Raw genomic sequence first — 13,279 nt, 5'->3', positions numbered from 1 at the left:
GTGTTTTGTCAAATTCTTGCGTGATAACCTTTAGGACACAGCGCTGATCAGTTCCTCGCTTTTCGCCCAGAGCTGCTTAGCTTTGTTAGTGTCGAGCGCATACGATCTGACACCGTCAGCAAATGGGTTGGGTGTGTCATTGATTGGCGCGATCGCACAATCTTCGAGATAATGTCCGCCGATCTCGTCTTTATTCGCCACGACTGCTGCCCAGACCGATGTCGCGGCTGCCTGCGGAATTTCTTTCAACTCTTTCGGCGGCAGACCCGCTTCGGTGCGCGCTGCGTCAACGGTCTGTAAAAGTCCCTGCAACTCCTCCTGCGAGAAATGGCGGGGTAGGTCCGTGAGACTGTTTCCGGGCATCACCGAAGCAGCCCGAATGCCGCGATCGCGATGCCGCCTGTCAAACTCCACAGCGAACAGTGAATTGGCGGTTTTCGATCGGCTATAGGCAACCCATGGATCGTACGCCTGCTGCTCAAAATTCGGATCGTCCAAGTCGATATCGGCACCGCGATGCGCGAGCGACGACAAGACTACCAGCCGTCCATGCTCGGCGAGCAGCGGCTCGATCTCATTGATCAGGGCGAAATGACCAAGATGGTTCGTCCCAAACTGGACTTCAAAGCCGTCGATCGTTCGACCGAACGGAGTTGCCATAACGCCAGCGTTAGCGATGATGACATCGAATGGCTGTCCGTCAGCCAACAGTTTATCCGCACAGGCACGAACGCTTTGCAAGGATGCCAGATCGAGTTCGATCAATTCCAGGCTGCCACCTCCTTGCGACGCGGCATCACGAACCGATGCAGTGGCTGGCTCAGCTTTAGCGAGGTCCCTGACCGCGCCGACGACGCTAGCGCCGTGAGAAACCAATGAGCGGGCGGTTTCAAGCCCAATGCCCGACGATGCACCCGTAATGAGAAATCGCTTTCCCTTGAGATCAATGCCCGTAAGCACCTCGTCGGCGGTCGATTTTGCACCAAATTTTTCAGCCATTTCTTTTCCTTTCGTTAATTGTGAGTGTAAAAGTCTTGATCTTCTTCGGCTTGATCTTCGACGCTCAGATTTGGAATCCGCCGGACACATCCACTACACCGCCGCTGATGTAGTCAGCGTCTGGACCTGCAAGGAAGCAAACGGTCGCTGCCACCTCCTCCAAGGTTGCGATCCGGCGGATTGCGTGAAGATCCATGATCGCTTCCGGCAATTTGTCAGCTACAGCCGCCGCCATGTCCGTTGGCATGATGCCTGGCTGCACGACGTTTACGGTGATGTTGCGCGGGCCAAGATCACGCTGGACACCTTTCGCATACCCTATGATTGCCGCCTTGGTGCCCGCATAGTCCGCCACGCCCGGGAATGGGACACGGCTGCCAAGCCCAGAACCGATGAAAATGATCCGCCCACCGTCCGCGAGTTTTCGTGCTGCGGCCCGCGTTGTTGCCACAACACCGAGTACATTGATGTGCCACTGACGGTCGTATTCATCGGCATTGAGTTCAGGATCATCGACCCTCTTGCCTTGAACCGCGATGCCCGCATTGTTCACGAGGATGTCGAGCCTGCCGAAGTGTGAGACGACGGTGTCGATCAACGATTTAGCGGACGACAGGTCGGACTGGTCGCTTTTGATCGCGATGGCGCGCACGCCTGTCTTTTTCAACTTCTGAACAACCACCTCCGCTTTTTCTGCTGACATGACATAGCTGATCGCAACGTCAGCACCCTGAGCAGCCAGCGTCGAGGCGATCGCCGCTCCTAGACCGCGAGAACCACCCGTTACCAGTGCAACTTTGCCTGCAAGGGTTGTCGTCATGATGTACTCCGTTAGGTGTATTACTGCCAAATCGGCGATTTATTTACCGATTGGTACAGATTAGTATGAGCCTTCTCAGACTGTCAAGGAAGTTTTATACTGAACGGTATGGAAACTAAAAAATCCCATGGTGTGCAGGGTCGTCCTCGCGCTTTTAATGTCGACATCGCTTTAGAGCAGGCTTTGCTTCTGTTCTGGCGCAAGGGCTATTTGGGTACATCGCTCACCGATCTGACTGAGGCGATGGGCATTAACCGTCCGAGCCTTTACGCCGCCTTTGGCAACAAGGAGACTTTATTCCGCAAGGCACTCGATCGCTATCGCGATCAGCGCGCTACGTACGTGCGGGATGCCCTTGAGGAACCTACTGCCCGGAGAGTGATCGAGCGGATAATGCAGGGCGTTGTGGAATTAGTGACCAATCCAAACAATCCGTCTAGTTGTCTGGTTGCACAGAGTCTGCTCACCTTTGCAGATCCAGATGATCCGCTCCATCAGGAATTGGTAGAACGCCGAGCGGCAGACGAGCTTGCTATTCGCGATCGCTTCGAGCGGGCGGTATCTGAGGGGGACTTGCCGCCTGATGCTGACCCTGCCGACCTTGCCCGCTTTGTACTCACGGTCAACTCTGGACTGTCTGTGCAAGCAGCAGGTGGGGCCAGTCGCACGGAACTCCTACAAGTTGTTCAGACGGCATTGCAAGCCTGTCCAATATTAGATTAGGTAGATAGGTTTTATTATTCGTTTAAATTAAGGAATTGCTGTTCGCAAAGAGTATGCAGAGGTCATTGGTACCGATGGGATAGAGTTGTTAGAGCGAGTATGGGAAGATGCTACTGCACCTGTGAGGTTGACCTATCTTCCATGTCAAGTTCGCATAAATCAGCCTTTGTTCTAAATCTTATGCAAGGTTTTAACTTCCCTACATCTGAGAGCAACGCTTAACTAAAACATTCCATCTCCAATCCGATCGCTACTAGCTAGGTCAAATGCCCATTAGCAATTCCTCAAGGGAGGAAAATACTTGTCAATCGTTGGCTTGAAGAAGCACCAAGCAGGTTAGCTAGTTTGTAATCACTCTGTTAGTTCTAGCTAACAAGTCATCCTGAAGCTCCTCCGATTCACGAGGAAGGATTTTTCAGCGGACACCTGGTTAAAGAAATCTAACAAGCTGATGGGTTTTAAGATTCCCCTGCATATTTTGGAGATGGCTGAGAGGAACTTGATCACAAGCGATGAAAAAAGACCTTAATTACTACGCTAGAAAGTTCGCAAAGCTCAACGTTCACCGAAATAATGGGGTGAACGCTCCGCACAAACCGATCCTATTACTCGCGGTTATAGAACTGATTGAACAGAGGAAGATTCAGACCAATCAGATTTACCTTTCTCCAGAGCTAATCGCTACCTTCTTGAAATACTGGTCTAACTTAGTCACAACTCATCATCAGTCCAATATTGCGCTTCCGTTCTTTCACCTGACAGGCGATAAATTTTGGCACTTGGCTCCTAATATGAGCTATGAGGGAAACCTTGCTTCCATCAAACCAAGCTTGTCGGCTCTACGAAACGCGGTGAGATATGCCTATACCGACCCTGAACTATTTGAGCTATTGCAATCCCCTGCTGCACGGCTTCAATTGGCGAATATCCTGATTCAAACATGGTTTCCTCATCAAGAAATTCAGCTTCAGCAACTCTATGAAGTAGATGAGTTTGAGAACGTTCAGCGTAAGCTCTCTGAACAAGGGGGAGCGGTTTATAAGATAGAAGATCTAAAGGATGAAGAAAAAATATTTATCAGAAATGCAGCGTTTAGAAGAGTGGTTGTCTCTCTTTATGAACAGCGCTGCGTTTTCTGCAAGCTGAAAGTGATTAGTCAGGATAATCAGAATATCGTAGACGGCGCACACATCAAGCCGTTTTCTGAATTTCGGGACGATCGCTTTGATAACGGTATTTCTCTCTGCAAAAACCACCACTGGGCGTTTGACCACGGTTGGTTTGGCATTGATGACAGCTACAGGATTGTTGTACCTGGCGACCGATTTTATGAAGAAACTCCAAGGGATACAAAGTCAATCCGGGAGTTTCATGGAGAACAGATCCTGATGCCAACTCACCTTGAGTATCAACCGAGAATCGATGCTCTGAAATGGCATCGCAACTATTGGAAGATTGCCTCGTGATCTGCTGTTTTATCTGGTGGGAGGGCGATCGCGTAGCTATATCCCTGCAATTGCTAACAGTACTTCCATTAAGCAAAAACCTTGCAGCCAAATTTTCCAGTAAGTTTGGTATATCTCTATACATCATTCTCTCCAACAACTATTCATCACCCTATCTAGAACAACTCATGTACTTCCCCAAACTGCTCTCCCTGGCGCTCACCCTACCCCTAGCGATCGCCCTACCGACGTTCTACATCGATTACGCTGCTATTTCGGGGTCTTCTCAGGCACTTGCTCAAGCTTTTCCGGATCTCAGCAATCCCACCGTACAGCTTTATTTACAGGCTGATAGCTTAATATCATCCGGTTTCCCGGAAGAAGGCATTGCTTTGTTTGAACGTTTGTTGCAGCAATTGCAGGATAGAGGCGATCGCGTCGCAGAAGCAGATTTGCTGAAAAGTATTGCATCCAGCTTTGAAACACAAGGAGATCTAGAACGTGCTTTAACCTACTACCAACAAGCATTAGACATTTATGAAGGAAGTATTATTTCTCCTGCTGATCGCACAGCTCAACTGTTTGAAGCCAGTGAGGTGCTTAACCAGATGGCTTTAATTCAGATGTGGCTTGAAAACCCTGAACAGGCGTTTGCAGCATATCAACAGGCGATCGAGATCAACCGTCAAGCCAACCTGCCCCAGGAGGAAGCATCAACGTTGGGGCATCTGGGAACGGCTTACCAAACTACCGGACAAACGGAACAAGCCCTCGCTGCCTATCAACGGGCGATCGCAATCTACACGGAGGTAGGGAGCAGTCCTTACGATGCACCTAGAATCTTCAATCAAATAGGCATGATCTATCAGGCACAGGGACAGTTTGACCAAGCTCTAGCCGCCTATCAACAAGGATTAGCCGCCGTTGCAGAACAATCAGACGACTTTCAAACCGTTGATCGCGTCCTCACCCTCGATAACATCAGCACGCTGTATCAAGCACAGGAACGAGCAGATTTAGCAGCAGACTATGCTCAACAAGCAGAAACAACGCTCACTCAAGCATCGACTGATGAGTTCATAGGGGAGAACCTATCTCGAAAAGCCAATTTCCTGAAAGAAGTGGGCGATTTTTACCTCACAATCGGACAGCTTGAACAAGCTAGGAGCTATTTTGATCGAGCCGTAGCGATCGCAGGTCAACACCCTGGTGGAGGGCTGGAATATCTGCTGCCTACAATCGTATTTGCTTACACCCAACAAGGACAGATAGCACCCGCTATTCCTTATCAGGAACGCTATACAGAACTGGTTCAAGACCAAACATTTTCCCTAGAACGGGCAACATCACTCGCGAGCCTGGGAAACCTGTATCAAACGATTGGACAACTCGAGCAGGCTTTGACGACATACCAACAAGCATTAACAGCCTTTCAAGAACTCGAGCAGCAATACGGAGGACAGACAGGTGAGATTGCCCAAACTATGCTTGACCTGGGTTCAGTTTATGAAAAACAAGGACAGGCAGAACAGGCATTAGCCACCTACCAACAGGCACTGAGTTTATACGAAACCGACGACTTTTCACCGGAAAAAATTCATCTGTTAACTCAGTTGGCCCAGTTTTATGAAATGCAAGGGCAACCCGATCATGCCCAACAGTATTCTCAGCAAGCACAAACGCTTCGCAATCAGATGTTAGAGTACTTAAGCCAGATGTTGGAGCAGTTCAACCAGATGAACGAAACGCAAGGGCAACCCGATCGCACTTCATAAAACAGATGTACGTTCGCATATTAAACGTCGCAATCTATGAAGCATTTTCGCTCAGGCGAATTGGTCCCACGGGTTTGGATAGCAAGGGTTCTATAGCTATTTTGTCTGAACAACAACATTTGAGTAAATTCGTGCGTTACATTCAGAAATGCGGCGTTTAGAAGAGTGGTTGTCTCTCTCTATGAACAGCGCTGTATCTTCTGTAAGCTGAAAATGATTAGTCAGGAGAATCAGAATGTTGTAGACGGTGCTACACATCAAACCATTTTCTGAATTTCGGGACGATCGCTTTGATAATGGCACTTCTCCCTGCAAAAAACATCACTGGGCATTTGACCACGGTTGGTTTGGTATCGATGATAGATTGTGACTTTACCTGAATTTTGGACAAGAACATACCCAAATTTTGGACAACTGTGGGGCTAAATCCCTTATTCTTTCGTTAACCCTCAAGACCAGTTTTTTGCCTTTTTACCACCAAATTTTGGACAAACATCAGTTTCCGAACCCAACGACTGGACAAAAGTTCTCAACAATTTGTCATGAGATTTTTGGCTCATTTTTAAGAAGGTGTGCTAGTAACTTTCATCAGGGGTAGTGGCCCTAGTACAACTAGCTCAATAACCTAAGAAGTGTGCTTCTCCTTCCCCAGAAAATGCTGGAGAGCTTGCTCGTAGATAGAGCTTTGAAAAGCTTTTTGCAATACAACGGTGCTAGCTAATGACCCGATTGCGTTAATATGCCCAAATTGCAAAGAAAACAGCAGCACAGGTTGTCCAAATTAACCACTCTAAATGCAGGGCGAGGTGGTCGTCAAAGAGAGCTGATGAACAATCGTTTGGGAATGTTGATGGCACGGGTCGAGGGAGAATCGATTAGTGAGTAGACACGACGGAACAGGGATGAGAGTTAGCAGCGATTGCGCTCCAAATCAAACACGGCTTTTTCCCAACACCATTGCTCTAACTTGTCTGGGTTCCTAGCTCTGATTGACCCGACCAGGCGAATGGCACCAGCGCGATCGCCATTCAGCAATCGATACATTTTGGACTCCACACTTGCACTTACAAATTGGGAAGTTGAAAGGGCTAAAGGAGTTGGAGTGGTTAGAGGAGACGAAGTGGTTGAAGAAGTTGAAGGAGCTGAAACAGGGGAAACTACAGTTGAAGCTATTTTCTGAGGGGTTGAATTCTTAATAAAAATAACCTGAGAGCCAACGTTAAGAAACCGAGATCTATTTTTATTAATTGGTTTTCTGATAGGTGGAACCGTACGAGGCAAGGTCTTGTACTGTGGCTTAAAAAGTTCTGCAACAAGGAAGTAGAACATCACACAGGCGAGAAGAATTACAATCCCTCCCACCCACAAGATTATTGAGTCAATCATAGGTATCTTTGAGTTAGTTGTAGTTGCTTGCAGAAGCTCCCTCGGTTTACGGATGCTGGGGAAGTTTTGTCTTTAAAGATGCCCATTGAAGCGCAAATAAAAACGCCTCAGCACTGCTGAGTCCTTCCTGGTGTCATTATTTGAGGAGTATTGACAATTATGCTCGTGCCACCATGATTTCGTTATCAACTCCTATCTGTTGATGAGAACACACGACCTTAATCGAAGCGAAGGTTTTAGTGCTAGCAATTTCTAACAGATTGGAGGAGTTGACTGTTAGGCTTGATGAAGCCACAGGGGGATGGGGCAGAGGTAACTAACACTTCTTAACTTTCCTTCGATTCTTCACTACAAATTCGATTTGATACAGGTAAGCAGCAGCAATCACCCATAGCCAAGAAAAGTTTAAAAGCACTTTTTCTAAATGCAATTGATAGCTTGCTGACTTCATAAGGTCGATTGATTCATTAGCTGCAACACCAGCTAGGAAGATCAAAAATATAGGTAGAGTGGCAAAAATTATGACGTTGAAATCATAAAGCACTCTAAACCAATGCATTGATGGTTTGAGCCATTCAGGTGGGTTAGACCACAACAAACGCAGCAGTAGTGAAAAAATAAGAATTAGTAGGAAGTACCAGGCAATACCTGCTAGCAATGCTAATAAATCAATAATTAGTATGCCTAGCGGATTGGTCCCCTGAGCTGTTGCCAGCACGATAGAAATAAACGCATATTGCCAGAAAGAAAAAGCGAAGACTCCAACACCACACAAGTAACCTGGAATGCTTATCTTCAATGCATTCAACCAAGATGTGTGGTTAGGGAAGAAGATTGAATGTTTCATGGGTATTCTTGGATTGGGTCCTAAATGCTTGCAGAAGCTCCCTCGGTTGCACGGATGCCGGGGGAGTTTCGTTTTTAAAGATGCCCAATGAAGCGCAAATGAAAACGCGAGAGTGTAGTTTTTTGCGTAAGCGGTCAAAATTAGTTCAAACATTGGGATTGGGTTAACCTAAGCAGGCAGGTCGCCCCACCTGCTTGGCTTCAAAACCGGACTTGCCTGTTTCCGGGGATCCGGCTTCTCTCCAACCTGGTTCATTGTCAGGAATACCAGTTTTAGGTGTTGTCGCTGCTCCATGTGCCTGGTCGTGGCAATGACAGTGCAGCAGTTTCAGATTATTCAGGCTTGGATTGCCATGATTTCCATCTTGGTGATGTACCTTGATGAGATCATCTGAACAGAAGTTAAGTCCACAGTGAGTACATTTACCCCGTTGCTGCTTGAGCAGTAATGCTCTCAGTGGGGGTAGCTTAGGATATGATCTGAGCCTTGTTCCCCAGTAAGCCCAGTCCCCATCGTACGGTGAGCGATTGGCTTGAACCTTAATATGGCGACGGATTGGTGTTTCGTTATGACGACAGAGTTTCAGTCCATCATTAGTTTGAAATACCCATCCATCTCCCTGGTTTACTCGCCAATATCGCGACACGTTCTGATGTCTGATAGTTGCTGTACTTAGGACTCCACTCTAGACCGGGTTTCTTGAGAGTAGTTACGGGTCACAATTTAAGTTGCCCGCCTCTTATCCTTCGCCTTTTGGCTGCGGTGTTTCAGCCTGATTTCACCGCTCACAATTCACGACCCTTCAAACATGGATTCCTTGCGTATCCCTATACAGCTTGCTAGACGGGATTCTAGAGTAGGCTTCCAGTTACCGCCGTTTAACCCCGCTTCAGGCGTTGATGGCTAGTCGTGAACCTGGCACTACCAGGAGGGAGGGGCTTTCGCCCTCATCGGACATCAGTTGTCAAGGTTTAATGACCTTGCCTCTCATCCTCCAACTAGAGTTAGTTTCGAGAGAACGTGTTGCACTAAAATAAATTGTGTCAAAGGTCAGAAGTTGAGATCTAATGAACTACTAGCGCAGAGACATGAACACAATGACCTTTCAACCCGAACTGCTAGACCAACTGCTACAAGGCTACAAGGAACCCGAAGACCTACAGGGCGAGGGTAGAATTTTGAAACAATTGACCAAAGCCTTAGTAGAACGCTGTTTGGAGGCAGAAATGAAGACTCACCTGGAAGCACAAAAGCCCCAAACTCAAGCGGCAAAACCGACTAATCGTCGCAATGGACATAGCAAGAAAACGATTAAAGGAGAATTTGGCGAAGCCGAAATTGCCATTCCAAGAGATCGAAACTCCGAATTTGAACCCTTGATCGTTAAGAAACACCAGACCCGCTTGGACGGCTTTGATGACAAGATTTTGACCTTGTATGCCAGAGGGATGAGCACTCGTGACATTCAAGCTCAATTGCAAGACCTGTATGGAGTCGAAGTATCGGCGGGGCTAATTTCTAATGTCACCGATGCGGTCGAAGAAGAACGTAAACTGTGGCAGAATCGCCCCTTGGAGTGAGTTTACCCCATTGTTTACTTTGATGCCCTGTCAGTTTGCGATCGCTTATGAAGATCGCTCTCCTCTATGATTTGGATCTTTGACACAAATCTATTTACATACCCTACGATACTGATCGGTTGTCCTTAATAAGTTTTTGCGACACAACCGAAAATCCTTCTGCCGTGATATTGTTGGTCAGTAAAATCTCACGTATTTGATGAAACAATGAGTTTCTGCTGCTAAAGAGTACTCAACGACAGTTGTTAATTCTGTCAACTAGAATCCATCCGGCATCACAAACTCAGCCTTGTTGGAGTCTTACCACCATCTCTTGGTATGATCCGGCACAGATGTCCGTGAGCAGGTCGATGCCTTTCGGCTGCCATCCCAATTGCTCAACTGCTTTGCGATTGGACGATCGATTTTCAAATTGGACAAACGCAGTCAGGAATTGACCCCATTGCATCTCCGCTTCTTCGCGGCTGACCGATCGCACGGGTAGATCCAGTGCTGCTGCGATCGCTTCGGCGAGTGCCCGCAACGTCACGGTTGTCGATCCGGTGCCGTTGAAAACGTTACCCGCCTTTGCTGCCAGAAGATACAGCGTCGCCGCATCATCGACGTGAACAGCTGAGGTGCACAGACTGCCATCATCCACATAGATGGACTCGCCAGCTTTTGCAGCCATTTGCATCAGCAATGGCACGAAGTAGCTACCGCCACGACCATGGACATAAGGCGGCAGACGAATCGCACTTACCCGCACACCTCTCTCACTCAGGCTCAGTGCATGACGCTCGGAACGAATACGCTCCTTCAAGACGAAGATTTGCGACAGCGGTGAATCCTCTGTGGTTTCATTACCCGCCGGATCTGAGTCAACCACCGCCGTACCAGAAGTCACCACGAGCGCCTTCTCGGTTCCGTGTAGAGGCTCACCCAACGCACCTACTGCAGCCCCATCAATTTGTAGAATCTCTTCATAGTCCATGCTCCAGTCGTGGATGTAGGCCAGATGCAACACGGCATTGGCTTCAGAACTCTGTTGTCGAAGTACATCCAGGCTAGCGAGATCTCCACGTACTGGAATCGTACCCAAAGCTTTCAATTGAGCATCACCTGCTTCATTGCGCGACAGCCCATATACGTCGTGTCCTTCAGCTAACGCCTGTTCTGTCACAACGCGACCAATATACCCAGTCGCACCAGTCACAAATATCTGCATTTGCTCTTCCTTATTTCTGTTCCAGACAGAACGTCCTGCTTTACTCCTTCACCTTAAAATCAAAAAGCAGACGGTGCATGTGTGTTCGTCTGTATTTCATTCGCGATCGTCTTGCTATGAATGTCATCGATCAAATTCTTGCCGATTTGCGTCAGGAAAGCTGCGTGTTCTGTCGGCTGGCGGCGACCGATCCTTGGCGCATTCAGAAGAGTGCCAGCTCTGTCGCACCGTTTTACGCAGTGCTTTCCGGTAAAGCCCGCATCGAAACTGCAGACAGCGTTTACGACCTATATGAGGGAGACTTCTTGGTGCTTCCAAGCGGAGAGTCTCACGAGATGACTAGTTTCGACTCCGCAAATGCTCCTTCGGTTTCGCTGGTAGCGCTGCTCAACGAGACGGGGGTTGAACCATACCGGCGCGGTATGCGCTACCGAGAAGTAGTTCAACTCCAGCATGGTGGCGGCGGCTCGCAGAGCGTGATCCTTGTCGGCATCTTTTCCTTCGGTGACCCCCCGCCGAAACCCGCTACTCACCGCGCTGCCGCCTGTGCTTGTCATCCGTAGCGGAACGGACTGTCATGCACCCTGGTTGAAAACAATCCTGAATGTCATTGCGGAGGAGCTTGCCCAAGAGCAGCCAGGCTCAAATCTAGTGGTTGCTAAACTCGCCGATCTGCTCTTTATGCAGTCCCTTCGCACGTATCTGGCGACAGACCTGCACAAATCTGTCGGCTGGATGCGCGGCATCATGGATCCGCTGGTTGGACGCGCCATCTCTTGTATGCATGCTGCACCAGAACGTCGCTGGACATTGCAAGCGCTTGCCCAAGAGGCTGGCTGTTCGAGAGCCGTCTTTGCACAGCGATTCAGTTCTCTAGTCGGACAGGGTGCGCTGAGCTATCTGACCGCGTGGCGGATGCACGTCGCTGCTGGACTGCTGCTCGATGAAACTGGCAACATTGGAACTGTAGCCAGCCGAGTGGGCTATCAATCAGAAGCAGCCTTCTCGATCGCATTTAAGCGCTGGGCCGGAACCCCACCTAGCCAATATCGTGCGATGATGCTGGGTGGTTGAATCGCGAGAATTAGCACGCTCTGCAAACTGCACTCAGATTGGGCTCTTACGTAGGGCGAACGCATCTAAATTCTGATGTGGCTGAGCAGTAGAACTTACGCAATTAGCAAATCAGTTGCGCGCTTTCTAAACCTTTGAAACCACTATTATTTGAGGCTTCTAGATCTTGAGACAAGGCAAGGCAAGGAGCATCAATATCCTACCCTTAAAGCCCAGAATGTTTGCTCAACATAAGGTCAGGGACTTACGCCATTCATTTGCTAATTGCGCCAAATCATTTGCTCATCCACATCAGACGGCTATTGAATCCACAGCGCTAGACCGCCCCCCCGCCCTCGTGCTGCGATGAATTCCTCGGTCACCAAGAAAAAAGCAAAGAAGGGTAGCTTTGCAATCGCAATTTGCTCAAACGCCGCCTTTTTCGCCTTGCCCCCTCGAAAATCCGCCGTGAACAGCGATCGCTCGCCAAGTTCAAACTGCACTTGGGTAAAGTCAAATGCCAACAGATTCTTCTTGCCCAAATACTTTGCTGGACCGGTGAATCTCAGCTTAAAGCTGCCGAGTTGAATTTGGTTGCTCGCGGCGAGTGGAGATGCGATCGCCGCCTGCTCAAATTTGATCTGCGCTGGGCTGAAGGTCGGTAGGTAGAAACCTTTGCCGAGGACAATTCCACTATTACGGCGGAGTTTACGAGTTCCTGTTGTGAAGCACAATCGCCACTGCCCCAATAGCGACTCTAGCGGGTAGACCGATCGCTGCCGTTTGGCGGCTTTCTCGGCTTGCAGCAAAGCCGCAACGACCGTAGCGGGATCGGGGCGATCGCGCTTGCCAGAGCGATACGCCACAACTGCCTGTTGAAGAACATCGAGGTAGTTTGCAGTCGTTGTTAGTTCAGCCGTCATGCAGGTCAACCTCAGGACGATGAAGGTGGAAATCGCTTTACCAGGAAATTATACGATCGCTCAATCGACGTGGTGATTTTTGAGGTTGTGTCGCAAGATTCCTGAGCGAAGAATAATCTGCGTATCAACTGCCCTCGATAGGTGCGTCCCGTATTCTCCGATTTCCCAGTCTGTCGCAGAAACTCCTCAACTTGCCAGTGGCGCATATCTGGTGGTTCCTCGCGCCGGGGTTCCTCCTGTTTACCACCGTCCACTGGAACGATCACGATAGGCAAAACTGGGTCAGAAGGAGATGAAGACATCGCGATCGCCTTTGTTGTTTGGATTTCAGGTAGAGATAATTGCACTTATCTCTACCTGAATATTGTCAGAATAATAACGCTATTTCTCTGCACCCTGGACTCTAATAGATAATTAAGGCAATTCAAAGGGCAAGGCATGGGACGGCGAACGAACGAGAAATGCTGGGCTTGCGCTCTGCTCACCACAGGAGAGGCGCGAAAACTGCATGACTCCGAGCT

General features: G+C 48.8%; 14 protein-coding genes and 1 pseudogene. 7 read left to right on the top strand and 8 right to left on the bottom strand.

The window, feature by feature from the left end:
* Window positions 1-30: 30 nt before the first annotated feature.
* Window positions 31-999: an SDR family NAD(P)-dependent oxidoreductase gene (locus H6F93_RS06590; RefSeq protein WP_190679790.1), complete on the bottom strand. Its 969-nt coding sequence runs from the start codon at window positions 997-999 to the stop codon at window positions 31-33.
* Between the two features lie 64 nt (window positions 1,000-1,063).
* Entirely contained in the window at window positions 1,064-1,819 is a 756-nt protein-coding gene (locus H6F93_RS06585; protein WP_190679789.1) for an SDR family NAD(P)-dependent oxidoreductase, read from the bottom strand.
* A gap of 108 nt (window positions 1,820-1,927) precedes the next feature.
* Here H6F93_RS06585 and H6F93_RS06580 point away from each other — a divergent pair, with 108 nt between their 5' ends.
* From H6F93_RS06580 to H6F93_RS35050, 4 genes are all read left to right on the top strand, one after another.
* Window positions 1,928-2,542 carry a TetR/AcrR family transcriptional regulator gene (locus H6F93_RS06580; protein WP_190679788.1) on the top strand — a complete coding sequence of 205 codons (615 nt, stop codon included), beginning with the start codon at window positions 1,928-1,930 and terminating at the stop codon, window positions 2,540-2,542.
* A 512-nt stretch (window positions 2,543-3,054) separates the two neighbouring features.
* Window positions 3,055-4,008, top strand: coding sequence for an HNH endonuclease (locus H6F93_RS06575; protein ID WP_190679787.1), 954 nt, complete (start codon window positions 3,055-3,057; stop codon window positions 4,006-4,008).
* On the top strand, window positions 3,975-5,762 hold the full coding sequence (locus tag H6F93_RS06570) for a tetratricopeptide repeat protein (RefSeq protein WP_190679786.1): 1,788 nt from the start codon (window positions 3,975-3,977) through the stop codon (window positions 5,760-5,762). The genes H6F93_RS06575 and H6F93_RS06570 overlap by 34 nt, the downstream gene beginning before the upstream one ends.
* A gap of 247 nt (window positions 5,763-6,009) precedes the next feature.
* Complete coding sequence (locus H6F93_RS35050) at window positions 6,010-6,132, top strand: HNH endonuclease (RefSeq protein WP_347277256.1); 123 nt, start codon at window positions 6,010-6,012, stop codon at window positions 6,130-6,132.
* Between the two features lie 539 nt (window positions 6,133-6,671).
* On the opposite strand, the gene H6F93_RS34555 is transcribed toward H6F93_RS35050, so the two are convergent.
* The 3 genes from H6F93_RS34555 to H6F93_RS06555 form a co-directional block, all read right to left on the bottom strand.
* A complete protein-coding gene (locus H6F93_RS34555) occupies window positions 6,672-6,806 on the bottom strand; it encodes a hypothetical protein (protein ID WP_277882229.1) in 135 nt (44 codons plus the stop codon).
* A gap of 658 nt (window positions 6,807-7,464) precedes the next feature.
* Window positions 7,465-7,995: a hypothetical protein gene (locus H6F93_RS06560; RefSeq protein ID WP_190643284.1), complete on the bottom strand. Its 531-nt coding sequence runs from the start codon at window positions 7,993-7,995 to the stop codon at window positions 7,465-7,467.
* 163 nt (window positions 7,996-8,158) lie between these two features.
* On the bottom strand, window positions 8,159-8,641 hold the full coding sequence (locus H6F93_RS06555) for an HNH endonuclease (RefSeq protein WP_190643283.1): 483 nt from the start codon (window positions 8,639-8,641) through the stop codon (window positions 8,159-8,161).
* A 451-nt stretch (window positions 8,642-9,092) separates the two neighbouring features.
* Between H6F93_RS06555 and H6F93_RS06550 the strand changes: the two are divergent.
* Window positions 9,093-9,572, top strand: a pseudogene (locus tag H6F93_RS06550) (transposase); the annotation flags it as partial.
* 286 nt (window positions 9,573-9,858) lie between these two features.
* Here H6F93_RS06550 and H6F93_RS06545 read toward each other — a convergent pair.
* Window positions 9,859-10,782 (bottom strand): SDR family oxidoreductase, encoded by a 924-nt coding sequence (locus H6F93_RS06545; RefSeq protein WP_190679784.1) that lies wholly within the window; start codon window positions 10,780-10,782, stop codon window positions 9,859-9,861.
* A 77-nt stretch (window positions 10,783-10,859) separates the two neighbouring features.
* Between H6F93_RS06545 and H6F93_RS06540 the strand changes: the two genes are divergently transcribed.
* Both H6F93_RS06540 and H6F93_RS06535 read left to right on the top strand, forming a co-directional pair.
* On the top strand, window positions 10,860-11,345 hold the full coding sequence (locus tag H6F93_RS06540) for a cupin domain-containing protein (RefSeq protein WP_190679783.1): 486 nt from the start codon (window positions 10,860-10,862) through the stop codon (window positions 11,343-11,345).
* Window positions 11,287-11,856: a helix-turn-helix domain-containing protein gene (locus H6F93_RS06535; RefSeq protein ID WP_190679782.1), complete on the top strand. Its 570-nt coding sequence runs from the start codon at window positions 11,287-11,289 to the stop codon at window positions 11,854-11,856. Before H6F93_RS06540 ends, H6F93_RS06535 begins: the two co-directional genes overlap by 59 nt.
* A gap of 299 nt (window positions 11,857-12,155) precedes the next feature.
* On the opposite strand, the gene H6F93_RS06530 is transcribed toward H6F93_RS06535, so the two are convergent.
* Both H6F93_RS06530 and H6F93_RS06525 read right to left on the bottom strand, forming a co-directional pair.
* Window positions 12,156-12,758, bottom strand: a complete 603-nt coding sequence (locus tag H6F93_RS06530) for a hypothetical protein (RefSeq protein ID WP_190679781.1) — start codon at window positions 12,756-12,758, stop codon at window positions 12,156-12,158.
* Window positions 12,759-12,769: 11 nt separating this feature from the next.
* Window positions 12,770-13,105 carry a hypothetical protein gene (locus tag H6F93_RS06525; RefSeq protein WP_190679780.1) on the bottom strand — a complete coding sequence of 112 codons (336 nt, stop codon included), beginning with the start codon at window positions 13,103-13,105 and terminating at the stop codon, window positions 12,770-12,772.
* Window positions 13,106-13,279 lie beyond the last annotated feature (174 nt).

The organism is Leptolyngbya sp. FACHB-671, from assembly GCF_014695745.1.
Classification (GTDB): Bacteria; Cyanobacteriota; Cyanobacteriia; order Elainellales; family Elainellaceae; genus JAAUTN01.
The sequence above is the reverse complement of the archived record's forward strand: the minus strand, read 5'-3'. Positions and strand labels throughout refer to the sequence as shown.

Bases quoted from the DNA above. Each gene is read 5' to 3' on its own strand.
- H6F93_RS06590 (WP_190679790.1), bottom strand. From the start codon at position 999: ATGGCTGAAAAATTTGGTGCAAAATCGACCGCCGACGAGGTGCTTACG.
- H6F93_RS06585 (WP_190679789.1), bottom strand. From the start codon at position 1,819: ATGACGACAACCCTTGCAGGCAAAGTTGCACTGGTAACGGGTGGTTCT.
- H6F93_RS06580 (WP_190679788.1), top strand. From the start codon at position 1,928: ATGGAAACTAAAAAATCCCATGGTGTGCAGGGTCGTCCTCGCGCTTTT.
- H6F93_RS06575 (WP_190679787.1), top strand. From the start codon at position 3,055: ATGAAAAAAGACCTTAATTACTACGCTAGAAAGTTCGCAAAGCTCAAC.
- H6F93_RS06570 (WP_190679786.1), top strand. From the start codon at position 3,975: ATGGCATCGCAACTATTGGAAGATTGCCTCGTGATCTGCTGTTTTATC.
- H6F93_RS34555 (WP_277882229.1), bottom strand. From the start codon at position 6,806: ATGTATCGATTGCTGAATGGCGATCGCGCTGGTGCCATTCGCCTGGTC.
- H6F93_RS06560 (WP_190643284.1), bottom strand. From the start codon at position 7,995: ATGAAACATTCAATCTTCTTCCCTAACCACACATCTTGGTTGAATGCA.
- H6F93_RS06545 (WP_190679784.1), bottom strand. From the start codon at position 10,782: ATGCAGATATTTGTGACTGGTGCGACTGGGTATATTGGTCGCGTTGTG.
- H6F93_RS06540 (WP_190679783.1), top strand. From the start codon at position 10,860: ATGTGTGTTCGTCTGTATTTCATTCGCGATCGTCTTGCTATGAATGTC.
- H6F93_RS06530 (WP_190679781.1), bottom strand. From the start codon at position 12,758: ATGACGGCTGAACTAACAACGACTGCAAACTACCTCGATGTTCTTCAA.